At 29.7% G+C, this 24,092-nt stretch carries 21 protein-coding genes; 13 read left to right on the top strand and 8 right to left on the bottom strand.

The window, feature by feature from the left end; translation table 11 throughout:
* The 3 genes from ACMHJW_RS11065 to ACMHJW_RS11055 all read right to left on the bottom strand — a co-directional run bounded on the left by ACMHJW_RS11065 (window position 1) and on the right by ACMHJW_RS11055 (window position 3,150).
* Window positions 1-1,422, bottom strand: coding sequence for a CCA tRNA nucleotidyltransferase (locus ACMHJW_RS11065; RefSeq protein ID WP_413533478.1), 1,422 nt, complete (start codon window positions 1,420-1,422; stop codon window positions 1-3).
* Between the two features lie 31 nt (window positions 1,423-1,453).
* The gene (locus tag ACMHJW_RS11060; protein WP_413533477.1) at window positions 1,454-2,011 is read right to left on the bottom strand and encodes an L-threonylcarbamoyladenylate synthase; all 558 of its coding nucleotides are present in this window, start codon (window positions 2,009-2,011) and stop codon (window positions 1,454-1,456) included.
* 77 nt (window positions 2,012-2,088) lie between these two features.
* Window positions 2,089-3,150 carry a glycosyltransferase family 4 protein gene (locus ACMHJW_RS11055; RefSeq protein WP_413533476.1) on the bottom strand — a complete coding sequence of 354 codons (1,062 nt, stop codon included), beginning with the start codon at window positions 3,148-3,150 and terminating at the stop codon, window positions 2,089-2,091.
* Window positions 3,151-3,276: 126 nt separating this feature from the next.
* On the opposite strand from ACMHJW_RS11055, the gene ACMHJW_RS11050 reads away from it, so the two are divergent.
* Window positions 3,277-4,056 (top strand): lipopolysaccharide kinase InaA family protein, encoded by a 780-nt coding sequence (locus tag ACMHJW_RS11050; protein ID WP_413533475.1) that lies wholly within the window; start codon window positions 3,277-3,279, stop codon window positions 4,054-4,056.
* A gap of 34 nt (window positions 4,057-4,090) precedes the next feature.
* Here ACMHJW_RS11050 and ACMHJW_RS11045 read toward each other — a convergent pair whose 3' ends face one another.
* The 5 genes from ACMHJW_RS11045 to ACMHJW_RS11025 all read right to left on the bottom strand — a co-directional run bounded on the left by ACMHJW_RS11045 (window position 4,091) and on the right by ACMHJW_RS11025 (window position 10,670).
* Window positions 4,091-4,999, bottom strand: a complete 909-nt coding sequence (locus ACMHJW_RS11045) for a GYDIA family GHMP kinase (RefSeq protein WP_413533474.1) — start codon at window positions 4,997-4,999, stop codon at window positions 4,091-4,093.
* A gap of 5 nt (window positions 5,000-5,004) precedes the next feature.
* The gene (gene fabD, locus ACMHJW_RS11040) at window positions 5,005-5,883 is read right to left on the bottom strand and encodes an ACP S-malonyltransferase (protein WP_413533473.1); all 879 of its coding nucleotides are present in this window, start codon (window positions 5,881-5,883) and stop codon (window positions 5,005-5,007) included.
* A gap of 49 nt (window positions 5,884-5,932) precedes the next feature.
* The gene (locus tag ACMHJW_RS11035; protein WP_413533472.1) at window positions 5,933-7,837 is read right to left on the bottom strand and encodes a glycosyltransferase; all 1,905 of its coding nucleotides are present in this window, start codon (window positions 7,835-7,837) and stop codon (window positions 5,933-5,935) included.
* A 44-nt stretch (window positions 7,838-7,881) separates the two neighbouring features.
* On the bottom strand, window positions 7,882-9,732 hold the full coding sequence (locus ACMHJW_RS11030; RefSeq protein WP_413533471.1) for an LTA synthase family protein: 1,851 nt from the start codon (window positions 9,730-9,732) through the stop codon (window positions 7,882-7,884).
* Between the two features lie 122 nt (window positions 9,733-9,854).
* Window positions 9,855-10,670, bottom strand: a complete 816-nt coding sequence (locus tag ACMHJW_RS11025; protein ID WP_413533470.1) for a 2,3,4,5-tetrahydropyridine-2,6-dicarboxylate N-succinyltransferase — start codon at window positions 10,668-10,670, stop codon at window positions 9,855-9,857.
* A gap of 92 nt (window positions 10,671-10,762) precedes the next feature.
* Between ACMHJW_RS11025 and ruvX the strand changes: the two genes are divergently transcribed.
* The 12 genes from ruvX to lysS all read left to right on the top strand — a co-directional run bounded on the left by ruvX (window position 10,763) and on the right by lysS (window position 23,963).
* On the top strand, window positions 10,763-11,176 hold the full coding sequence (gene ruvX / locus ACMHJW_RS11020) for a Holliday junction resolvase RuvX (RefSeq protein WP_413533469.1): 414 nt from the start codon (window positions 10,763-10,765) through the stop codon (window positions 11,174-11,176).
* Window positions 11,177-11,220: 44 nt separating this feature from the next.
* On the top strand, window positions 11,221-11,796 hold the full coding sequence (gene def, locus ACMHJW_RS11015; protein WP_413533468.1) for a peptide deformylase: 576 nt from the start codon (window positions 11,221-11,223) through the stop codon (window positions 11,794-11,796).
* Between the two features lie 20 nt (window positions 11,797-11,816).
* Entirely contained in the window at window positions 11,817-12,413 is a 597-nt protein-coding gene (locus tag ACMHJW_RS11010) for a DUF5606 domain-containing protein (RefSeq protein WP_413533467.1), read from the top strand.
* 7 nt (window positions 12,414-12,420) lie between these two features.
* Window positions 12,421-13,185 (top strand): nucleoside triphosphate pyrophosphohydrolase, encoded by a 765-nt coding sequence (mazG, locus tag ACMHJW_RS11005; RefSeq protein WP_413533466.1) that lies wholly within the window; start codon window positions 12,421-12,423, stop codon window positions 13,183-13,185.
* Between the two features lie 338 nt (window positions 13,186-13,523).
* Entirely contained in the window at window positions 13,524-15,515 is a 1,992-nt protein-coding gene (uvrB, locus tag ACMHJW_RS11000; RefSeq protein WP_413533465.1) for an excinuclease ABC subunit UvrB, read from the top strand.
* Window positions 15,516-15,533: 18 nt separating this feature from the next.
* Window positions 15,534-16,343 carry a DUF4846 domain-containing protein gene (locus tag ACMHJW_RS10995; protein WP_413533464.1) on the top strand — a complete coding sequence of 270 codons (810 nt, stop codon included), beginning with the start codon at window positions 15,534-15,536 and terminating at the stop codon, window positions 16,341-16,343.
* An 85-nt stretch (window positions 16,344-16,428) separates the two neighbouring features.
* The gene (locus ACMHJW_RS10990; RefSeq protein ID WP_413533463.1) at window positions 16,429-17,589 is read left to right on the top strand and encodes a cysteine desulfurase family protein; all 1,161 of its coding nucleotides are present in this window, start codon (window positions 16,429-16,431) and stop codon (window positions 17,587-17,589) included.
* Window positions 17,589-18,110 carry a CvpA family protein gene (locus ACMHJW_RS10985; RefSeq protein ID WP_413533462.1) on the top strand — a complete coding sequence of 174 codons (522 nt, stop codon included), beginning with the start codon at window positions 17,589-17,591 and terminating at the stop codon, window positions 18,108-18,110. The genes ACMHJW_RS10990 and ACMHJW_RS10985 overlap by 1 nt, the downstream gene beginning before the upstream one ends.
* A gap of 640 nt (window positions 18,111-18,750) precedes the next feature.
* Window positions 18,751-20,127 carry a DNA recombination protein RmuC gene (gene rmuC, locus ACMHJW_RS10980; RefSeq protein WP_413533461.1) on the top strand — a complete coding sequence of 459 codons (1,377 nt, stop codon included), beginning with the start codon at window positions 18,751-18,753 and terminating at the stop codon, window positions 20,125-20,127.
* Between the two features lie 31 nt (window positions 20,128-20,158).
* The gene (locus tag ACMHJW_RS10975) at window positions 20,159-21,097 is read left to right on the top strand and encodes a hypothetical protein (RefSeq protein ID WP_413533460.1); all 939 of its coding nucleotides are present in this window, start codon (window positions 20,159-20,161) and stop codon (window positions 21,095-21,097) included.
* A 77-nt stretch (window positions 21,098-21,174) separates the two neighbouring features.
* Window positions 21,175-22,155, top strand: coding sequence for a hypothetical protein (locus ACMHJW_RS10970; protein WP_413533459.1), 981 nt, complete (start codon window positions 21,175-21,177; stop codon window positions 22,153-22,155).
* 107 nt (window positions 22,156-22,262) lie between these two features.
* Window positions 22,263-23,963: a lysine--tRNA ligase gene (lysS, locus tag ACMHJW_RS10965; protein ID WP_413533458.1), complete on the top strand. Its 1,701-nt coding sequence runs from the start codon at window positions 22,263-22,265 to the stop codon at window positions 23,961-23,963.
* Window positions 23,964-24,092: the final 129 nt, after the last annotated feature.

Raw genomic sequence — 24,092 nt, 5'->3', positions numbered from 1 at the left:
CTAAATATTTTTCGGTTCCAAATTTAAATCTTTTCCCATATTAATTACAAATTCTAAAGCAGAATTATAATTATTTTCGACTTCTCCTTCTAAAATAGCTTCTTTAATAGCATTTTTTAGTATTCCAATTTCTCTTCCTGGTTGGATATCAAATATTTTCATGATTTCTTCACCTGAAATTGGCGGTTGAAAATTACGAACCCTATCTCGTTCTTCAACATCTTTTATTTTTTGTTCTACAACTTCAAAATTTTGTTTGAAACGTTTCTGTTTGCGCTCATTTTTTGTTGTAATATCAGCTTTACAAAGCGTAATTAAATCGTCGAAATCTTCTCCTGCATCAAACAATAATCTGCGTAATGCCGAATCTGTTGCATCGTCTGTTACAACAGCGATTGGACGAGAACTCATCATGACTAATTTCTGCACATATTTTACTTGTGGTCCTAATGGTAATTTTAGTCTTCTGAACAATTTTAATACCATTTTAGATCCAACAAATTCGTGAGAATGAAATGTCCAACCTACTTTTTTATCAAAGCGTTTGGTTACTGCTTTTCCAATATCATGCAACAGCGCTGCCCAACGCAACCACACATTGTCTGTATTTATGGAAATGTTGTCAACAACTTCTAACGTATGATAAAAATTATCTTTATGTTTCTGTCCTTCAACCTCCTCAATTCCTTTTAACGCAACTAATTCAGGTAAAATATGCTGCATTAAACCTGATTGTTCTAATAACAACAATCCGACCGAAGGTTTATCTGTCATCATAATTTTTTGAAATTCATCCATCACGCGTTCAAAAGATACAATGCTAATACGATCTGCATTATCAATTATAGCTTGAAAGGATTTTTCTTCGATTTCGAATTCCAATTGTGCTGCAAAACGAATGGCACGCATCATGCGCAAAGGATCATCAGAATAAGTTACATTCGGTTCTAATGGCGTTTTGATGATTTTATTATTCAAATCTTCCACTCCATTAAAAGGATCGATTAATTCTCCAAAATTTTCTTTGTTCATCGAAATTGCTAAAGTATTAATCGTAAAGTCGCGACGTTTTTGATCATCTTCCAATGTTCCGTCTTCTACATGCGGTTTTCGACTATCTTCTGAATAGCTTTCTTTACGAGCACCTACAAATTCCAAATCCGTGTCTTTGTATTTGAACATTGCTGTTCCGAAACGTTTAAAAACTGAAACTTGTGATGTATGTCCTAATTTATTTGCCAATTCTTTAGCCAATAAAATTCCATTTCCTACTGTTACAAAATCGATGTCTTTTTTTTGACCACGATTTAATAAATAATCGCGTACAAATCCTCCAACTACATAAGTTTCTTGATTAATTTCATAAGCAACTTCTGCTACATTTTTAAAAATTGGATTTGATACGGCTTCTAAGATTTTCATTCTGCAAAAGTATAAGTTTTGAAATAAAAAACTACTCTCTGATAACTTTTACTTCGTTATCTAGACCTAATTTAATTATTGTAGACGCAGTAAACTGAGGCACAAAGGTTTTTGTTTCCGTTGGATAAAAGTCAACACGCTCTAAAATAGAAGGATTAACTTCTGAAAATACTTTTGGAGAAGATTCTCCTGATAAATTTGCAGATGTTGACACAATTGGTCCGCCTAATTTTCCTATGATTTTTTTACAAAACAAATCATCTGTCAATCGAATAGCAATTGTATTATCTTCTGCTATTAATGATGCTGGCAAACCTTTTGGATTATCATAAATTATTGTAAGTGGTTTTTCATTCAAATCTATCAAATCCCAAGCTAATTCTGGTACTTCAACAATATTTTGTAACATTCTTGGAGAATCAACCAAAATGATTAAAGATTTGGAAGACGGACGATTTTTTATCTGATAAATTTTTTCGATTGCAGCTTCATTCATCGCATCACAACCTAATCCAAGAATTGTATCGGTTGGATATAGCATTGTTTCTCCTTCTTTTAGCTTAGCTACAATTTCATTTATATCTGACATTTTCTTTATTTTATAATTTTGAATGCAAAGGTATTATAGGAAAGTTGAATGAAATAGATTTTTTTTAAAATAATATATTAAATTTCATAGATTTTCAAATATTCTTTTGCAGCATTATCCCAACTAAAACTTGCTGCTCTTTCAATATATGAATTTCTAAAATAATTTATATTTTCATTATATTTATTCAACGCATCTTCCACAACATTTTTCATGTATTCTGCTTCGAAGTTATTCCAATAAAACGCATCTTTGCCTCCAATTTCTGGTAATGAGGTTTTGTCTGATAAAATAATTGGTTTACCAAAACTCATTGCTTCTAATGGAGGCAAACCAAAACCTTCGCCAATAGAAGGAAATAAAAATGCTTCGCAATTCTTCATATAAAACTGCTTTGCTTGTTCAGAAACTTTACCTGACAAAAAAACTTGATTTTCTAACTTTTCTCGAGAAATTAAATCCTTTATTTTTTGTCCATATGCGTTCGTGCAATTACCAGAAATAATTAAATTAAAATCAGGTAATAATTTCATCATTTGAACAATTGATTCAAAGTTTTTTTTCTCTAGAAAAGCACTAATTGTGTAAAAATATGGTTTTGAAATATCTAATGGACTTTTAAAACTCTCACAATCCAATCTATCAGAAATTGAATTACCATTATGAATAATCGTATTTTCAATTCCTGAAATATCAAAATATTGCAATGTTTGTTCTTTTGCATATTCTGAAATAAATGTGATTACATCAGCTCTTTTTATTTTCTTTCTAAAAAACTCTACACGATCTGAATTAAAATCGAGTGATTCTTCTTCCATAAAATTAACATCATGAATAGTCAAAACGTATTTTTTGGGTTTATAGAAAGGTTCAACTTTAATATTTTGATTCAAGGAATGCCAAACATCATACTTTTCACGCGTTCTAAAAAGTGGATTACGCATTAAACTATAATATTTTTTGTAATGAAATTTAGTACCAAATTCAGCTTTTAAATCTTTAGGTTTTTTAGATAACAAATAAATATCATCTTCAAAACTTAATTTTGATAAAGCCTTAATCAATTGATAATTAAAAACTCCAAAACCGGTTGCTTGATTCTTTAGATTATGAGATTCTAAAAGAATTTTCTTAGTCATAAGTTAGGTTATAAAAATTAAAAAACTTGTTTTAAGTTGTCTGTATTTTCAGCAAAAATAGACATATCTTTGACAGATTAAAATGAAATATAGATTTTTTCTATATTAATTATAACATTTTGAAAAATGACACAGAAAATTGTCGTAAATAATAATTATAAAACCACGAAACCCGAAATCAAATCTATTGTTGATAATTTCGATTTGATTGACGACTATATTGCAAAAGGGACAAGAAATTCTATCAAAAAAAAGAAATTAGAATCTGGGAAAATTGCTACAATTAAATCATTCAAAATTCCAAATATTGTCAATAAGTTTGTCTATCGTTTTTTTAGAAAATCTAAAGCTGAACGTTCTTATGAATATGCAAAAGAGTTGATAAAATTAGGTTTTTTAACACCTTATCCGATTGCTTTTGTCGAAAATAAAACGGCTTTTACTTTTCGTGATAGTTATTATTTCTGTGAATTGGTTGAAGCTGATTTGACTTATCGAGAATTAGTTGAGATTCCGACTTGGGAAAACCGGAACGAAATCTTAAAACAATTTACAAAATTCACTTTCGATTTGCATGAAGCTGGAATTGAGTTTTTGGATCATTCTCCTGGAAATACTTTAATTAAACAAATTGGAGAAAACAAATACGAGTTTTATTTAGTGGATTTGAATCGGATGAATTTCCATGATTCGATGAGTTTTGACTTACGAATAAAGAATTTTTCACATCTTACTCCATATAAAGATATGGTTGAAATTATGGGAAAAGAATATGCAAAACTTATTAATAAACCTGAGGATTTAGTAATAGATGCGATGTGGAATAAAACAGAAGAGTTTCAACAAAAGTTTCATAAAAAACAAGCTCGAAAAAAGAAATTGAAAGCCTTGATTGGTAAAAAATAAAAAAAGCAGATTTGATGTTTCAAATCTGCTTTTTTTATTTTTTTATCATTTCAGAAAATGGAATTATAATATCATATCCTTTTTCTTTAAAATAATCGTGCATTCCTTCTCTATAAGTTACCAGAACAAAATCTCCTCCCCAAGTACCAAGACTTTTCACTGTTCCTAAATAATCAGAAAAATATAATTCTTTGACTTGTGGAATTTGCATAAAACTTCCCAATTCTTCTTGATATTCGTCTAAAACAATTTCTAAATCAGTTAAATTATTAACTTCTGTTGCTTTAATAACCAAGTCAGAAAGTTCGTGAATCATTTTCCAATCTTTTGGTTTATTTTTATAATGATTCCCAACAGCCGATTGCGTATCTTGTTTTTGATTAAGATAAACAAAATAAAGTTGATTTGTAAAATCCCAATTCAACTCTAATTCTTCAACTTCAATAGGATTGTTCGAGAACAAAATTGGTTGATCATGATGTGCACAAGCAATATCATAACCGCTTGTATTAAATGTTAATCGATTTAATTCAAAAGGATTTACTTCAATCCATTGACCAATTAAATCAATCAATGTAGAACTACTTCCTAATCCCCATTCTTGTGGATATTCTAGCTTTGTTAAACATTGATAACCTTTTTTAGAATTAAAAAAAACTGGATTTAATGTTTTAGCTTTTTGTAAAATAGTTTGTAATGATTTGGATAATTGATTATTTGTTGAAGAAATTATTTCTAAATCATTCAATCTTAATTCTGCTTCAAACCAAATAGATTCATCATATTTTTCTGCTTTCCAGCTGATAAAATTTTCTGTATCTGAAGAATTTTCTACAAACAAACATTGCCCATATTTTGTGGGCAATGCAAATGCTTTCGCTCCATCAATCACAATATATTCCCCGATAAGAAATAATTTTCCATTGGAACGGTATGTTTTCATCTATTTTAGATTTGTGCAGAAGAAGTCGAAACTTCTCTATTTATTTTTTTTACTAAACCTTGTAAAGTATTTCCTGGACCAACTTCGATAAATTCTGTTGCTCCATCAGCAATCATATTCTGAACAGATTGCGTCCATTTTACAGGCGCTGTTAATTGTGCAATTAAATTTTTCTTAATTTCTGCTGGATCTGTAACAGCTGTTGTCGTTACATTTTGATAAACTGGGCAAATAGGCGTATTGAAAATAGTTTCTTCTATTGCTTTGGCCAATTCTTCTTCGGCAGGTTTCATTAAAGGTGAATGAAAAGCTCCACCAACCGGTAAAACTAAAGCACGTTTTGCACCTAATTCTTTCAATTTTTCACATGCTAAATTAACTGCTTCAATTTCTCCAGAAATCACTAATTGACCTGGACAGTTGTAATTTGCAGCTACTACAACTCCATCAATTTCTGCACAAGCATCTTCAACAATTTTATCTTCTAATCCTAAAATTGCTGCCATTGTTGATGGATTTGCTTCACATGCAGCTTGCATAGCTAATGCACGTTTGTATACTAATTTTAATCCTGATTCAAAATCTAATGTTCCATTTGCAACTAAAGCTGAAATTTCTCCTAAAGAATGCCCAGCAACCATTTCTGGTTTGAAGTCTGGTAAAATTTTCGCTAAAATAACAGAATGTAAAAAAACTGCTGGTTGAGTTACTTTTGTTTGTTTTAGATCTTCAGCAGAACCTTCAAACATAATTGTTTTTATATCAAATCCTAAGATTTCGTTGGCTTTATCAAATAATTCTTTTGCGATTTCAGAATTTTCGTACAAGTCCTTCCCCATTCCTGTGAATTGAGCGCCTTGTCCTGGAAAAACGTATGCTTTCATTGTATTATTTTTAATATATGACAAATGTATAATAAAATCTTAAACTTCTTTATTTACCTAAGTCTTGATTCTCTTTTCTATAAATCTCGTCTAAATATTTATATCGATTAGTAACTGAAATGGCATGTACCTTTGCAATTGTATAACCATATTTTCCATCTAGAAATCCAAGCCTCATTACGAAATAATTAAAAAATCTATAAGCCGGCTTTATCTTGTAATGAAAAAATGATGGTTTTAAATTTTTGAGACGAAGTTCTTTGGCTCTTAAACGAGAATAACTATTTAATTTATCTAAATAATCCTTTTCATTATCAAAAGTGTAATGATCTAATTTATTTTTCAAAAAACCAACATCGCCTTTACAATCGATAATCTCATGTACCATACGATCTGATTTATATAGAGATTTCGATTTTCTGAAAAGACGTATTGCTTTATCACTTTGCATTCCAGAATATTTAATAAATCTATTCTTGAAAAAAAACTTTCTGTAAACGTAATAAGCATCAAATTTTGGATGATTATTAACTGTAGAAACTATTTCTTCTTTTAAATGATTCGGAATTCCTTCATCAGCATCAAAAAAAGTGATCCATTCATTATTAGCTAAAGAAATGGCAAAATTCCGTTGATTCGTAAAATTATCAAACTTTCTTTTTATAAATTTAACCTTAGGATTTTGAAGAGCTATTTCTTCTGTTTTATCATTACTATAAGAATCTACTATGATTATTTCATCTGCGAAACTAACATCGTTTAGATAACGTTGCATATTTTTCTCTTCATTATATGCAATGAGTAAGGCTGATATTTTAGTAGGCATTAGTTCTGAACAAGATTCTTTTTTAGTTTCTATTTTAACTTTATTATTGCTTACAAGTTGTTCATTTATTAAATTATTGTTTAAAAAAAGTTCTAATTTTTCTTTAAACAATTCAAAATCAAAGATTGAATAAAATTCATGAACATCCTTTTTTATTTGGTGATCACTTAAATTTTGAAGTTTTTCAGGAAAATAATCTTTTAAATGAACACTTATATGATTAATTCCATCTTCGAAAGTTGCCCAAACATTTTTATCTATCCAAGGAGAAAAAATAATAAATGATTTTTTTCCTAAAGCTTTCGACATATTGATTGCGCCACCATCGTTTCCAATAATTAAATCACATTCGTTTGCTATAGCTATAAATTCGCGCAAATCATTACCTAATAAATCAAAATATACTTTAGATTTCGTTACATCTGATAATTGCTGATAAACTTCTTTCGCTTGATTAATTTGTGTTGGAAAATAATTAAATAGAATATTAACATTATAATTTTGTCCAATAAAATCAACCATTCTTGCCATTTGGTCCAAAGGATATGTTTTAGACATATCTGAACCAAGCAAACTTATCATAATTGTTTTACGTGATTCATCAACTTGATGTTTTCGAAACAACTCTTTTGCTGCTTGAATTTCTTTTTCGGTCAGATATAATTTCGGTTCTGTAACTATAGGTTCTTTTATTCCAATAGGTTTTAATAGTGCTAAACGATGTTCTATCGCAAGACCAAGATGACTATTTGGAGAATGATGTTTTATCACATTATCCGTATACAGAAATGTTCTACCTATTTTTTTGTAAGAAATTTTTCTAGGAGCTTGATTAATAAAAACATCAACCCAACTCTGAATTTTAGAATAAGCATCAATTACAACATCATAATTATTCTCATTCAAATGTTTAGAAAATTTTATCAATTTTATCAATCCTTTATTTTCTTTTTCATCAAAAATAATTTTTTTATCGATATAAGGGTTATTTTCTAAAACAGGCAAAGTATTACTGTTGATTAAATAATCAACAATAGCATTTGGATAGGCTTTTTTGATATTTTCGCACAACAAAGAAGATATTAAAACATCTCCGATCATTTTATGCTGAATTATTAAAATCTTCATATGATTGTGTTGTCTCGCAAATCTAAGGAAATATATATTCTTTATTAAATAGTCAGTTGATTTTTTGAAACTCTATGATTAAAAGACTGAATATACGCTTTTATAAAACGCTCCATTTTTTCTTTTGTTTCTAGATCCTTTTTAATTAAATTCTCTTTCAAAAGTGGATCTTTTTTCCAATTATAAAGTCCTAATGATTTTGTTCCATCAAAAGCCAAATAAAAATCTCCCATTTCTAAATTATAAACATTATCTAAATAATTCACAACAAAATCTTTCTTAGATTTATAAGATTTCCCGTACGAAATTAGTTTTGTATTTAATTGCAGATAATCGACTAAACTTGGCAAAATATCAATTTGTTCAAAATTCTTTTTATCTATTTTCACCATAGAAGGATCGTTTGGAACATAAAACATAATAGGAATTCTAAATTTCCCAACATTGTTTTTATATTTTAGTTCTTCGCCTGTAGATGAAGTATGATCTGAAGTGATAACAAAAATAGTATTATTGAACCAAGGCATTTTTTCTGCAGATTCAAAAAAATTCTTTAATGCATAATCAGTATACGCAATCGATTCATGAATTTCGGTTGTTCCTTTAGGAAATTTACCTTTATATTTTTCAGGAATTGTGAAAGGTGCATGCGATGAAATAGTGAATAAAGTTGTAAAAAAAGGCTGTTTAAATGTCGTTAATTCTTTTGCGAAAAATTGTAAAAAGTCTTCATCAAAAACGCCCCATTTTCCATCAAATGATTCAGGTCCTTTGTATTCATTTTTTCCATAATAGCGATCAAATCCAGCAATATTTGCATATTGATCAAAATTTTGACTTCCGTTGAAAGCTCCATGAAAAAAAGAAGTATCATATCCATTGTCTTTCAATATTTTTGGTAATCCATAAACATCATTCAAAGCATAATTAGACGAAATAAAACTTTTATTCATTAAACTCGGAATGCTAGAAATAGTTGAAGGAACTGCATCTATCGACAATTTCCCGTTTGCAAATCCATTTTCGAAAAAATAACTTTTTTGAATCAATGAATCCAAAAATGGAGTTTGTCCTCGTTGAATATTTTCTCTTCCGAAACTTTCTAAAATCAATAAAACGACATTCTTTTTATTTGATTTTTCGTACGAAAAAGATTGAATAGGATTAAAAATAGCATTTGCTTCCTCTTCACTAAAATAATTTACTTCTTTTAAATTCTCTTTTTTACTCAAGGTTTTTAAAACAGTAAATGGTGTGTTTAAAACCAATGCAGAAGTACCGATTGGTCCATATTCAGAAGCATCTACAATACTCAAAGGTTTTCTATCAATTCCTCTTCCAGATGTAAAAAGTAAAATCACCATGAATAATAAACTTAAAGAAGAAAGCAAATTAGAAGATGTTTTAATTTCTTTGTATTTTATTTTCTTTAAAGCAAACCAAAATAAAGTAAAAGTTACAGCAACAAGAACAGGAATCTTCCAATAATCAACAAAATATGAAACGATTAATCCTCCTATTTCGTTTGACATTCCTTCTGCAGTAATCATTGAAAATGAACTTCTTCTACCTACAAAACGAAAATATTCAAAATCGATAAAATTCAAGCAAATAAAAATTCCGTTTACAATAAAAAAGCTGTAAAATAAGAAATTTTGATACGTTTTATTTTGTTGAATTTTTCCTGGAAATAAATGTAAAATTGCAAAAAGAATATTGATATAACCTAAAATAGAAAGATCAAACAAAAATCCTCCAACAAAAACTTTTGAATTTATTTCAGGAAAAAAAGACTGATTGTAAAAGTAAAATCCAACTCTAACAAGCTGATAAATTGCCAAAACTAAAATAAAACGTTGGATAAATAATGTAATTGTGTTTTTTGATTTATTCATGATTCGCCAAATAATTGGCAAAAGTCGAATAATATGAAAATTTAACCAAAATATAACATTAAAAAAAACGATTTCTTTGCTTAAAAGAAATCGTTCTAAATACTATACGTTATTGTTTTAAATTAAACTGCTACATTATGTTCACGTAATGCATCATTTAAAGATGTTTTTTTATCTGTAGATTCTTTACGTTTCCCGATAATTAGTGCACAAGGAACTTGATAATCACCTGCAGGGAATTTTTTCGTGTAAGAACCTGGAATAACTACTGAACGAGCAGGAACATAACCTTTAATCTCGACTGGATCATTACCAGTTACGTCAATAATTTTAGTTGATGCAGTTAATACAACATTTGCGCCTAAAACAGCTTCTTTTCCTACACGAACTCCTTCTACAACTATACAACGAGAACCAATAAACGCGTTATCTTCTATAATTACTGGAGCAGCTTGCAATGGTTCTAAAACTCCACCAATACCAACACCACCAGACAAGTGAACATTTTTACCGATTTGTGCACAAGAACCTACTGTTGCCCAAGTATCCACCATTGTTCCTTCGTCTACATACGCACCAATATTTACATAAGAAGGCATTAAAATAACTCCAGAAGAAATATAAGCACCATAACGAGCAACTGCATTTGGTACAACACGAATCCCTTTTTCTGCATAGTTACGTTTCAATTCCATTTTATCATGGTATTCGAAAATTCCAGCTTCTAAAGTTTCCATTTTCTGAATTGGGAAATACATTACAACTGCTTTTTTCACCCATTCATTCACTTGCCAATCATCACCTACTGGTTCTGCACAACGTAATTGCCCGTTATCGATCAATTCAATTACTTCACGAATTGCTGTTTGTGTTGCATCTTCTTGTAACAATTCTCTATTGTCCCAAGCTTTTTCTATGATTTGTTTTAAATTCTCCATTTATTATTAATAATAGTCACAAATATAAAAATTAATATGAAGCCTTTCCATAGAGATTATTTATTATTGAATCGTTTTTTTAAATTTGCCAAATGTCACGAATATTAGCATTAGATTACGGAGGAAAAAGAACAGGTATAGCTGTAACCGATGAATTGCAAATCATCGCTTCACCTTTGGATACAATAGAAACTTCAAAATTGATGGATTTCTTGAAACAATATATAGAAAAAGAAAACGTTTCTGATCTTGTTGTAGGATTATCTGTTCGTTTTTCGGGAGAATTAAATGAGATTGAAAATCAAATTCAACCTTTTTTAAAAAAGTTTTCTGAACAGTTTCCCTTAATTAAAATTCATCGTGAAAATGAGATGTTTACCTCAAAAATGGCATCTCGAGCAATGTTTGAAGGAGGCATGAAAAAGAAAAAGCGCCAAGAAAAAGGAATGGTAGATAAAGTAAGTGCTGTAATAATTTTACAATCATTTTTATCACATAAACTATAACAAATTGTATCTTTGCCGTTAAATTAATAAAAAAAGATCAAAAAATGGTATTACCAGTTGTAGCTTACGGAGATCCTATCTTGCGTAAAGTTTCACACGAAATAGATCAAGATTATAAAAATTTACAAGAACTGATCGAAAATATGTTCGATACAATGTATGACTCAAACGGAGTTGGTATCGCTGCGCCACAGATCGGAAAAGATATACGTTTATTTGTTGTTGATTGTTCGCCTTTCGAAGAAGATGAAGATTATGAAGATGTAAAAGATAAGTTGAAAGACTTTAAACGTGTTTTCATCAATCCTAAAAAAATCAACAGTTCTGAAGGTGACGAATGGGCTTTTGCAGAAGGATGTTTGAGTATTCCTCACATTCACGAAGAGGTTACTCGCCCAGAATCTGTAACATTAGAATATTTTGATGAAAATTGGGTAAAACATACCGAAACTTTTTCGGATATTCGCGCTCGAGTTATTCAACACGAATACGATCATTTGGAAGGAAAACTTTTTATTGACTATATTTCGAGCTTTAAAAAGAAACTAATAAGTAATAAATTAAAAAATATAACAAAAGGGAAAGTAAACACGAGTTACAAAATGAAATTCCCTTCATAGACCCTTAAACATAATAGAATATGGATTTATCAAGAGTTATCGCAATTTCAGGAAAACCAGGATTATACCGTTTAATTTCTCAAACAAGAGGTGGTTTCGTTGTTGAAGATTTAGAAAAAGGTAAAAAAATCTCAATCGCATCTAACTATAATGTTAGTTTATTAGACAACGTTGCGATTTACGGTGTTTCACAAGAATACCCTTTAGCAGAAGTTTTCTTTAGAATTTACAAAAAAGAAAACGGAGGTGAAACAATCGACCACAAAAATTCTGGAGCAGAATTGCGTAAATATATGGAAGAGGTTTTACCAGAATATGACGATTCAAGAGTTTATGATTCGGATTTGAAAAAATTATTCCAATGGTATAATATCTTACACAAAAATGGATTATTAAACATTGATTTAGCTGCTGTAGAAGCTGCAATGGCTGCTCAACAAGCACAAGAAGCTCCTGTTGCTGAAGTAGAAGCTAAAGAAGAAGTTGCTGTAGAAGAAAAACCAAAAAAGAAAGCTACTGTAAAAAAGGCTACTGACAAAAAAGATGCTGAAGAAAAACCAGCTAAAAAAACTGCTGCTAAAAAAACAACAGCAAAAAAAGATAAAGACGCTGAATAATTAAGAGATGAATACACGTAAAAATCAATTAAAGGCTTTCGAGAGATTGTTAGACATAATGGATGAATTACGTGAAAAATGTCCGTGGGATCGTAAACAAACAATGGAAACGTTACGTACGTTATCTATCGAAGAAATTTATGAATTATCGGATGCAATCATCGAAAAAGATTCAGATGAAATAAAAAAAGAACTAGGTGATGTTTTTCTTCACCTAGTTTTTTATTCTAAAATAGCATCAGAGCAAAATAATTTCGACGTTGCTGATGTTTTAAATGGTATTTGTGAAAAATTAATTCATCGTCATCCGCATATTTATGGAGATGTAGAAGCAAATACTGAAGAAAAAGTACTTCAAAACTGGGAACAAATCAAACTAAAAGAAGGCAACAAATCGATTCTTTCTGGCGTTCCTACTTCTCTACCAGCAATGGTAAAAGCATACCGAATTCAAGATAAAGTAAAAGGTGTTGGATTTAAATTTGAAAATTCTAATCAAGTTTTTGATAAAATTATAGAAGAAATTAAAGAATTCAAAGAAGAACAAAATCCTATTGATAAAGAAATGGAATTTGGTGATATTCTATTTTCTTTGATTAATTATGGACGATTTAATGGAATTAATTCTGAAGATGCTTTAGAGCGTTCTAACAAAAAATTTATTCATCGATTTCAAAAATTAGAAGAAATCGCTAAAGAAAATGGTCAAGATTTAACTGAATTATCCATTTCTGAATTAGATAAACTGTGGAATTTAGCGAAAATAATTTAGTGTAAAAAAGACACTATAAAATTTATTAAAATCTACGAAAACGTTGTATTCATACCGTTTCACACTATTATAAATATATTTTATCGACACCAATAAAACAAAGTATTACAAATTATTGTGCATGCACAGAAAACCGACCTATATTTGTAGTGGTTATAGCGGGCAATAGCTTGTAATAATGGAAGGAAGTTTGTTTACTTAGTAAACAGTTTTCTCATTTTTTTGTGGTTTTGATGAAAAGGTGACTTAAAGTCGCCTTTTTATTTTTTCATCAATTTCTTCTGTAAATCACAATTTATCACAACCTATTTTTATCTAAAATTTTGTAAATTTGTAGAATGCAGTTTCAATTAAATTCTGAATTCAAACCAACAGGTGATCAACCAAAAGCTATTGAAGAATTATCAAATGGTATTCTAAACAATGAACGCTATCAAACACTTTTGGGTGTTACCGGTTCTGGTAAAACATTTACAATTGCAAATGTTGTGCAAGATGTACAGCGTCCAACATTAGTTTTGGCACATAACAAAACATTGGCAGCTCAGTTGTACATGGAATTCAAAGAATTTTTTCCGAATAATGCTGTCGAGTATTTCGTTTCTTACTACGATTATTATCAACCAGAAGCCTATATTCCTTCCTCTGGAACATATATTGAAAAGGATTTATCAATCAACGAAGAAATCGAAAAGTTACGTTTAAGTACAACTTCTTCCCTACTTTCTGGTCGTCGCGATATTTTGGTCGTAGCTTCTGTTTCGTGTTTATATGGTATTGGAAATCCTACAGAATTTCATAAAAATGTAATTCAGATAGAAACGGGACAAATTATCTCAAGAACCGCATTTCTTCATAAATTAGTTCAAGCTTTATATTCAAGAACTGAAGGAATTTTTCAACGTGGAAATTTCAGAATAAAAGGAGATACATTAGATATTTTTCCTGCTTATGCTGATGATGGAATCAGAATTAATTTCTTTGGAGATGAAATTGAAGAAATTTCTGTTTTTAATGTAGAAACGGGTAAAACAACTAACAGATTAGACAAAATTAATATATATCCTGCAAATCTTTTTGTAACTTCTAAAGATACGTTGAATGGAGCAATTGCTGATATTCAAATTGATTTAGGAAAACAAGTTGAATATTTTCACGAAATCGGAAAACATCTCGAAGCAAAACGTTTACAAGAACGTACAGAATTTGATTTGGAAATGATTAAAGAATTAGGTTATTGTTCTGGAATCGAGAATTATTCAAGATATTTGGATGGTCGCGAACCAGGAACTCGTCCGTTCTGTTTATTGGATTATTTTCCAGAAGATTATTTAATGGTAATCGACGAATCGCACGTTACTGTTTCTCAAGTTCATGCTATGTATGGTGGCGATCGCTCTCGTAAAGAGAACTTGGTAGAATATGGTTTTCGACTTCCTGCTGCAATGGATAACCGTCCATTAAAGTTCGAAGAATTCGAAGCTTTACAAAATCAAGTTATTTATGTTTCGGCAACTCCAGCAAATTACGAATTAGAAAAATCAGAAGGAATCGTTGTGGAGCAAGTTATTCGTCCTACCGGTTTATTAGATCCAATTATAGAAATTCGTCCAACACAAAATCAAGTCGATGATTTGATGGAAGAAATTAATAAACGTGTTGAATTAGACGAGCGTGTTTTGGTTACAACTCTTACGAAACGAATGGCAGAAGAATTAACAAAATATTTGACAAAATTTGGAATTCGTTGTCGCTATATTCATTCTGATGTTGATACTTTGGAACGTGTTCAGATTATGGCTGATTTACGTGCAGGATTATTTGATGTTTTAGTTGGTGTTAATCTTTTGAGAGAAGGTTTGGATTTACCGGAAGTTTCTTTAGTCGCAATTCTAGATGCAGACAAAGAAGGTTTCTTAAGAAGTCATCGTTCGTTAACACAAACGGTTGGTCGTGCAGCGAGAAATATCAATGGATTAGCAATTATGTATGCCGACAAAATTACGGATAGTATGCAATTGACAATTGATGAAACCAATCGTCGACGTGAAATCCAGATGAAATACAACAAAGAACACAACAAAGTTCCGCAAGCTTTAAATAAAAAAATTACTAAATTAAGTTTAGCAGCAGCAGAATTTGAAGAAAATCCATATGAACAAAAACATTTAATTCAACAAGCTGCAGAAATTAACGAAAATTACTCGACTGAAGATAAAGAAAAAATGGTACAAAAATTGCAGAAAGAGATGGAAAAAGCTGCAAAAAATTTAGATTTCATAAAAGCAGCTGAGTTGAGAGATCAAATTCAACTCTTAACCAAAGAATAGTACATTTTTACCGTTTCAATGAAATTTTTTAGTTCTATATTTTTAATATTATTTTATCTATTTACATCTTGTAATACTCATATTCTAAAATCTTCTACGAATAATGAATTAATAGAAAATGGAGAACATAGTCTTATTCATCCGCGTGAATTAAAGATTTTTAAACGATTTGAAACTCCACAAAATTTTGATCGAGATCAAAACTATACAAAATTTGGAAAATGGTTAAACAATATTCCACTTAAAAATAGTAATACGCCTGTTTATTCATACAACGGTCAAAAAAAACCAAATCCGAATATTTATGTTGGAGTTTTGGATTTTGAACAACCAAAAAAAAATGTTCAATTTCATGCAAAAGCAATGATTGGTTTGCGTTTAGAATATTTTTATCAAGAAAAAAAATATAATGAGATGAATAAAATGGCTAAAGTTTCGACAAAGCCAATTCCTTTTACTGATTATGTGAAAGGAGATTATTCATATTCTAAATACATGGAATATTTAGAATATTACTTAGAAAATACAAGTTCTAACACAATTTCAGAATTATTGAAACCTATTTCTATCAAAGATATTCAGATTGGCGATTTATTTTTTCAGAAAGGAAATATAAAAAACCATGCTGTAATGGTTATGGATTTAGCAAAAGACAAAAAAGGAAATAAAATATTCTTATTAGCTCAAAGTTATTATCCAAGTCAAGACATTCATATTCTTACCAATCCAAGCAATGATTTAATTTCGCCTTGGTATGTTTCAAAAGAAGGCACACTACTTACTCCTGAATGGAGATTTTTATCATCAGACTTGATGCGTTTTAAATAACATTTTACTTTTTCAATACTTACATTTTACTTAAATTTGTTGATCAAAACCTCAAAGTAAACAACAATACAGTAAATAATCGATAATGCAAAGAGTATATTTAGACAATGCAGCTACTACAGCTATTCGTCCAGAAGTCGTTGACGAAATGACAAATGTGATGAAAACGGTTTTCGGAAACCCATCTTCTACCCACATTTTTGGTAGAGAAGCAAAAGCACTTATAGAATTAGCTCGAAAGAATATTGCTCAGCGTTTAAATGTTTCTCCTGCCGAAATTTATTTTACTTCTTGCGGAACAGAATCTAATAATACAATTATACGATCTTGTGTAAACGATTTAGATATTACTCGTATCATCACTTCGGATATGGAGCATAAATGTGTACAAGAAAGTATTAAAGATTTAGAAAATCGTGGAAAAGTTGAAGTAATCCGCATCAATATTGAAAAGAATGGCGATATTGATTATGCTCAATTAGAAGAATTATTAAAAGATCAATCGAGAAAGACTTTAGTTTCTTTAATGCATGCCAACAACGAAATTGGAAATATAACAGATGTTAAACGTATTTCTCAATTATGCCAAGAAAATAATGCATTATTTCATTCAGATACGGTACAAACTGTTGGACATTATGATTTAGATTTTCAAGATTTGGGAATAGATTTCGCTTCATGCTCTGCTCATAAAATTCATGGTCCAAAAGGTGCTGGATTCTTATATGCTAAAAAAGCATCACATATCAAACCATTAATCGCTGGAGGCGGACAAGAAAGAGGAATGCGTTCTGGTACAGAAAATGTTTACGGAATTGTAGGACTTTCTAAAGCTTTTGATTTAGCAATTGATGAGTTAGAAGCTCATGTAAATCACATCAAAGAAATAAAACAATATACAATAGATCAATTAAAAGAAGCTATTCCAGGCGTTTCTTTCAATGGATTATCAGAAGATTTAGATCAAAGTTTATATGCTTTATTAAGCATCAAATTGCCATTTCACGATACATTAATCGGATTCGAATTAGAATTAGCAGGAATTGCTGTTTCTCAAGGAAGTGCTTGTAGTTCTGGAGCTGCAAAAGTATCATTGGTTATGCAAACATTGTACACAGAAGAAGAAATCAATCAAATGACGCCTTTGCGTGTTTCCTTTTCATACGAAACAACAAAAGATGATATTAATATCTTAGTTAATACATTGAAAAAAATTGCAGAGAAACATCAATTACAAAACGCTTAATGACAGATTTCAATCAACTTGATATTCTGATTTTAATTGCATTAGCTTTTGGTTTCATCAATGGATTTTTCAAAGGTTTTATTTCTCAATTAATTGGTTTAGTCGGTTTTTTTGTAGCAATTTGGCTAAGTTTCAAATTCTATCAAATTATCGAAGTATATGTCGATTCTTACAACATTGTAGCAGATAGCCTAACTTCTTTAGTCGCATTGGTTATCACATTTGCAATTGCGTATTTTACTATAAAATTAGCATCAAGCATTACACAAAAAACAGTAGAAGCTGTTGGTTTAGGAATCATCAATCGATTTGGAGGAGCAGCTTTAGGATTCATAATATCTTTACTTTTAACCTCAAGTATTTTATATTATATCGATCCAATTTTAGAATTAGGTTTTAAAGAAACAAAAGAAAAAAGCCAGATTTTACCAATTTTAAATGAAAGTTCTCAAATTATCAAGAACTCAATCTTTGAAACAAAAGATAACTTAAGAAATGAATCTCAAGATTCTATCAAATAATATAAAAAGGATTTATTAAAAGTAAATCCTTTTTTTTATACTTTTATTTATGCTGAAACAACATTGTATTCCTAATAAAAAAAACTATATTAATGCATATATAATATATGTCGAATTATTAATGAAAATTAAAAAAAGTAAAAATTCATTCGCTGTAAACTTGACAATCTTTCTCGCTTTAATATCATTTATTTTAGCTTTAATTTTAAAATCTGTCGTTTTAGCCGAATTTTGCATTGTTTTCTTATTATTAATTATCGTACTAAATGTATATTACTATTATATAAAAAATAAATTAATTTCTAATTTTAAAAAGCATGTTAATTCAATTCCGGAAGAAGAATTCAAAAAAGAATTCGATATAATATTCGAAGAAAATGGAATAAAAATTGACAATTTTTTACATAAGTATGATGAATTAAGAAATTTTGTTCAATACAAACATTTATTATTCATCGAGAAAAAAGACAATTCACTATTTAACGTTATTTTTTCTAATAAAGAAATAGATCAAGAAACATATAACAAACTATTAGAAATTCTTAACAACAAAAATATTAAAGAATTTAAACATAAATTTCATTAATCAAACGACACTTTATGTCGTATAAAATTGTTCCTTTGTTTAAATTTTAAGATTATGAACAGCGCAATTATTCTGACAGCAATCCTTTTTTTTATTATCGGAGCTCTTATCAGTTTTTTATATTCAAAATCGAAAGCAAATTCAGCAATTATCGGAAATGAAATAAAATACCAAGAACTTCAAAAACAATATGATTCACTTAAAAATGAACTTTTAGAAATAAAAGATGATGCCAATTTCAATTTGGATCAATGGCAAAAAGAACGCGAAAAAAATACAGAATTAACTGTTCGTCATCAAGAAGCAATAAAAGCAGTTGAAGAACAAAAATCATTTATGCTCGAAACAAACGAACGTTTGAAAGAACAATTTGAAGCGCTTTCTGCACAAGTTTTTAGAAATAATAACGAACAATTTCTTGATTTAGCAAAAACAACATTAGATAAACATTTTTCCGATTCTAAGAATGATTTAGAAAAGCGCCAACAAGCAATCGATTCATTAATCAAACCATTGAATGAAAGTTTGAATAAGTTTGATGGAAAAATTTCTGAAATAGAAAAAGCACGCGAAGGAGCTTATTCAGAAATCAAAGTTTTCTTAGATTCGATGCGCGGCACAACCGATAAATTGCAAAAAGAAACAAATACATTGGTTTCGGCTCTTAAAACTTCGCATACAAGAGGAAAATATGGAGAAATAGGTTTGCGCCGAGTTGTAGAATTTGCTGGAATGTCTTCTTTCTGTGATTTTGAAGAACAAACTTCTGTTCAATCAGAAAATGGTTTGCTTCGTCCAGATTTAATTGTAAATCTTCCTGGAAATAGGAAAGTTATTGTTGATTCTAAAGTTCCATTGAACCAATATATGCTTGCTTTCGAAACGGAAGATGAAAATTTGAGAAAACAACATTTACAAATGCACGCAAAAGCTGTTCGCGAACATTTAAAGAATCTAAGCTCAAAAGCATATTGGAATCAGTATACAGAAGCGCCCGACTATGTCGTAATGTATCTACAAATTGAAAGTTCTTTTGGTGCTGCGTTAGAATTGGAGCGAACTTTGATAGAAGATGCATTAAACAATAGAATAATTATTGCAACACCAACGACTTTAATTACGATGCTTCGTACAATTGCTTTTAGTTGGCAACAATTAAACGTTGCTGAAAATATTTATCAAATGCGTGATGCTGGAATAGAATTATACAATCGTGTGAATGTTCTTATCCAACACTTAGCAACTGTTGGACACAATCTTAACCAAGCAACACAAAGCTACAATAAAGCTGTAGGTTCGCTGGAAAACCGATTTATTCCTCAGGTAAAAAAACTAAAAGAAATTGGTGGAACATTGATGGAAAAAGAAATTTCGGAAACCAAGCCAGTTGATACAATGATTCGTTCAATAAATAACGTAGATATTCAATAATCATTCTATATTTGTACAACTATTAACGAGAATGAAAACAAGCCTATTTGCCTTGATTTTACTATGTTCTCCTGCTCTTTTTGCGCAGGTAAATTTTGAAGAGAAATCTGTTCAGGTAAAACCAAATTTAGAATTAAATAAAATATATAATTATTCATTTACAGATCGTAACTTTTCGATTTCTGTAAACGATACAATTTCTAAAGTTATCAATCAATCCAATAAATCAATGGAATTGGTTGATAAGAATAGTTTTGCAAATAAGTATACTTTTATAAATGGTAAAAATCAATCGAATGATCCTGATGAATTTTACCGCGATTTCATCAATAATTCGGAAGGAATAGAATATGAATTTACTACAAACACTTCTGGCGAATTTTTAGAATTATTGAATATTCCTCAAGTTGAAGAAAAATTACTTCAAATAACAGATAAACTTGCGAAACAACGTAAAAAATCTGAGGAATATAAAGCTAATATTGCTTATATAGAAGAAATGGTAAAATCAAAAACTTATGTTCCATATGTTTTTGAGCAAGAAATACATGTTTTCAATTATTTCAATGGGCAATATTTCCGATTAGGAGAAAATTACCAAGGAAAATCTGTTCAAGAAAACATTTTTGGATTTCCTATTTCTTCTACAACAAATACTTATTTAAAAAATATTGACAAAGAAAAAGGAACCTATACAATTGCTTCTGATCAAAATTTGAGCAAAGACGATTTTGAGAAATTGTGGGAAGAAATGGCTTATTATATGCTGAATGATGCAAAGCTGAATTTGTCGCAGGAACAAGTAAAAAAGGAAATTAAAAAATATTCAGAAACAGTAGAATTAAAAGTAAAATATGAAAATACATATGATCTGAATTCTATCTTACTGAGATCAGAATATATGTTTAGTTTAAATATTGGAGCGAAAAAAACTGTTAATCATTTAAGTATTAAATTATTAAATGATTAAACCTTTATTTTTTTAGGAATTTAAAGCCTCTTTTAGAATAATTTGGTTTATTTTTGGCTTAGATTGATCGCATTAGAATGAAATTTAAATTTACATATTATTTCCTTTTCCTATTTTTTTCGATAAAAATCTTCGCTCAGCAACCTGTTCAAGATAGTATTTCTCCAATAATTAAAAATGATACTATTTTTAATTCACCACAGAAAGCCACTATTTTTCCAAAAACTTATTGGAATGTTGGTGATGAGAAGAAATATATTGTAAAGACAAGCGAAGTAAAATTGGAAGATGATACGATTTCGCATCAGGAAGAATATACTTATAACGTTATTATTGATGTTGAAAATATTTATCAAAATGAAACGATTGTAAAATGGAGTTTTAGAAATGTTCAATTCAATTCTAAATCATTTCTAAATAATCCTGTTTCATTAATTAATAATGTATCAATTTCTTTTAAAATAGATCAAGACGGACGATTTTTGGGTTATACAAATTTAGATAAGACCATTAAACAATTGGTTTTATCTTCAGAAGATTTAGAAAATAAATATCTAGATAATCCGACTGCAATCGCATTAATCAAAAAGAACGTTCAACAATATTCAACGGAAGAAAATATTGTAAAATTATTCGATAAAGATATTCGTCAATTCCATCATTTTTATGGAAAAAGTAATTTTACATTAGAAAGTGTACCATTTGTCTATCAATCTTACATGGATAATTTATTCAGCACTTCTCCTACTCCAGCAACGACCGAATTAAAATTAAACGAAATCGGCGCTTCGCAGACAAATTACATAATGTCGAGCTTTCAAGAAGCAAATAACGAATGGTTAGCCAATTCTTGGTACAACTATTTGAAAGATCTAGCTACAAAATTAGGAACAGAATCACCATCTGAAAATAGATTGAAAGACGATATCAAATATTACGTAAAAACAACTTCTCGTATAAAAGATAACGGGTGGATTTCGTATAGTATCGAAACCAAAAAGGTTAAATTTCAAGATACAGATTATACATTAGAGCGACGATTTGAATTGATCGACTAAAACTCGCTTCAATACTGATATTTCTTACATTATTAAATCATAAAAACTTCGTGATTCAAGATTATTTTTCATAATTTTGCTTTCATTTTATATAAATTATATTCACTATGCAATTGTCTGAACAAGAAATTATTCGTAGAGAAAAACTACAACAATTAAGAGACTTAGGCGTTGAGCCTTACCCTGCCGAAGAATTCGTGATAACTTCTAATTCAAAAGAAATAAAGGATAAATACGAAGAAGGAAAGGTTGTCAAGCTTGCCGGACGATTGATGAGTGTTCGAGTAATGGGAAAAGCATCTTTCGCAGAATTACAAGATAGCGAAGGTCGTATACAACTTTATGTTTCTAGAGATGATATTTCATCTTCTGAAGAAGGAATTGAATACAATACAATTTTCAAAAAATTGATGGATATCGGAGATTTTATTGGAATTGAAGGATATGAATTCAAAACTAAAGTTGGTGAAATTTCTGTTCATGTAACAAAATTAACTTTATTATCAAAAACTTTACGTCCATTACCAATTGTAAAAACTGACGACGAAGGAAACGTATTCGATGCATTTACAGATCCTGAATTACGTTATCGTATGCGTTATGTAGATATGGTTGTAAATCCACATGTGAAAGAAATTTTCTTAAAACGTACACGTTTATTCAACGCAATGCGTAATTTCTTTAACGATCGTGGTTATATGGAAGTTGAAACTCCAGTCTTACAATCTATTCCTGGAGGAGCAGCAGCACGCCCATTTATTACACATCACAATGCATTAGATATTCCATTATATTTAAGAATCGCAAACGAATTATACTTAAAAAGATTAATCGTTGGTGGTTTTGAAGGAGTTTATGAATTTTCTAAAAACTTCCGTAACGAAGGAATGGATCGTACGCACAATCCTGAATTTACAGCAATGGAAATTTATGTTGCTTACAAAGATTACAACTGGATGATGGATTTCACAGAGCAATTATTAGAGCATTGTGCAATCGCTGTAAACGGAACTTCTGAAGCTACTTTCGGTGAACATAAAATTGATTTCAAAGCACCTTACAAACGTGTTACAATGCGCCAAGCGATTATTGATTTCACAGGATTTGATATCGAAGGAAAATCTGAAGCTGAATTATTTGAAGCAGCAAAAGAAATGGGAATCGAAGTGGATGATACAATGGGTAAAGGAAAATTAATTGATGAAATTTTTGGTGAAAAATGTGAAGGAAACTACATACAACCAACTTTCATTACAGATTATCCTAAAGAAATGTCTCCATTGACAAAACAACACCGTGATAATCCAGATTTAACAGAACGTTTCGAATTAATGGTTTGTGGAAAAGAAATCGCAAACTCTTATTCAGAATTAAATGATCCAATCGACCAACGTGAGCGTTTCGAAGAACAATTAAAATTATCTGAAAAAGGTGATGACGAAGCAATGTTTATCGATCAAGATTTCTTACGTGCATTAGAATACGGAATGCCTCCTACAGGTGGTTTAGGAATCGGTATGGACCGTTTAATTATGTTCTTAACAAACAATCCATCAATACAAGAAGTTTTATTTTTCCCTCAAATGCGTCCAGAAAAAGCTGCTCCAGCTTATGAATTGACAGAAGAAGAAACTCAAATTATTGAAATTTTAAAAGCAAACGAAAACATTGATTTGAATGATTTAAAATCTCAAGCTGCATTAAGCGGAAAAAAATGGGATAAATCAATGAAAAATTTAGCAAAATATAACTTGACTAAAGTTACTGTTAATGGTGATGCCAAAACAGTGGCATATTTAGGCGAGTAAATTAATACCCTTTCATCTATATTTAAAAGCTCAACTTAGGTTGGGCTTTTTTTATGACTTACTATTTTCACTAATCTAAATATCCATTTCTTCTTATATAGAATTTAAAAGATGTTTAAATAAAATAAC

This window comes from Empedobacter brevis, assembly GCF_965118635.1.
Classification (GTDB): domain Bacteria; phylum Bacteroidota; class Bacteroidia; order Flavobacteriales; family Weeksellaceae; genus Empedobacter; species Empedobacter brevis_A.
The sequence above is the reverse complement of the archived record's forward strand: the minus strand, read 5'-3'. Positions and strand labels throughout refer to the sequence as shown.

Coding starts and splice junctions, on each gene's coding strand:
- ACMHJW_RS11065 (WP_413533478.1), bottom strand. CDS start 1,422: ATGAAAATCTTAGAAGCCGTATCAAATCCAATTTTTAAAAATGTAGCA.
- ACMHJW_RS11060 (WP_413533477.1), bottom strand. CDS start 2,011: ATGTCAGATATAAATGAAATTGTAGCTAAGCTAAAAGAAGGAGAAACA.
- ACMHJW_RS11055 (WP_413533476.1), bottom strand. CDS start 3,150: ATGACTAAGAAAATTCTTTTAGAATCTCATAATCTAAAGAATCAAGCA.
- ACMHJW_RS11050 (WP_413533475.1), top strand. CDS start 3,277: ATGACACAGAAAATTGTCGTAAATAATAATTATAAAACCACGAAACCC.
- ACMHJW_RS11045 (WP_413533474.1), bottom strand. CDS start 4,999: ATGAAAACATACCGTTCCAATGGAAAATTATTTCTTATCGGGGAATAT.
- fabD (WP_413533473.1), bottom strand. CDS start 5,883: ATGAAAGCATACGTTTTTCCAGGACAAGGCGCTCAATTCACAGGAATG.
- ACMHJW_RS11035 (WP_413533472.1), bottom strand. CDS start 7,837: ATGAAGATTTTAATAATTCAGCATAAAATGATCGGAGATGTTTTAATA.
- ACMHJW_RS11030 (WP_413533471.1), bottom strand. CDS start 9,732: ATGAATAAATCAAAAAACACAATTACATTATTTATCCAACGTTTTATT.
- ACMHJW_RS11025 (WP_413533470.1), bottom strand. CDS start 10,670: ATGGAGAATTTAAAACAAATCATAGAAAAAGCTTGGGACAATAGAGAA.
- ruvX (WP_413533469.1), top strand. CDS start 10,763: ATGTCACGAATATTAGCATTAGATTACGGAGGAAAAAGAACAGGTATA.
- def (WP_413533468.1), top strand. CDS start 11,221: ATGGTATTACCAGTTGTAGCTTACGGAGATCCTATCTTGCGTAAAGTT.
- ACMHJW_RS11010 (WP_413533467.1), top strand. CDS start 11,817: ATGGATTTATCAAGAGTTATCGCAATTTCAGGAAAACCAGGATTATAC.
- mazG (WP_413533466.1), top strand. CDS start 12,421: ATGAATACACGTAAAAATCAATTAAAGGCTTTCGAGAGATTGTTAGAC.
- uvrB (WP_413533465.1), top strand. CDS start 13,524: ATGCAGTTTCAATTAAATTCTGAATTCAAACCAACAGGTGATCAACCA.
- ACMHJW_RS10995 (WP_413533464.1), top strand. CDS start 15,534: ATGAAATTTTTTAGTTCTATATTTTTAATATTATTTTATCTATTTACA.
- ACMHJW_RS10990 (WP_413533463.1), top strand. CDS start 16,429: ATGCAAAGAGTATATTTAGACAATGCAGCTACTACAGCTATTCGTCCA.
- ACMHJW_RS10985 (WP_413533462.1), top strand. CDS start 17,589: ATGACAGATTTCAATCAACTTGATATTCTGATTTTAATTGCATTAGCT.
- rmuC (WP_413533461.1), top strand. CDS start 18,751: ATGAACAGCGCAATTATTCTGACAGCAATCCTTTTTTTTATTATCGGA.
- ACMHJW_RS10975 (WP_413533460.1), top strand. CDS start 20,159: ATGAAAACAAGCCTATTTGCCTTGATTTTACTATGTTCTCCTGCTCTT.
- ACMHJW_RS10970 (WP_413533459.1), top strand. CDS start 21,175: ATGAAATTTAAATTTACATATTATTTCCTTTTCCTATTTTTTTCGATA.
- lysS (WP_413533458.1), top strand. CDS start 22,263: ATGCAATTGTCTGAACAAGAAATTATTCGTAGAGAAAAACTACAACAA.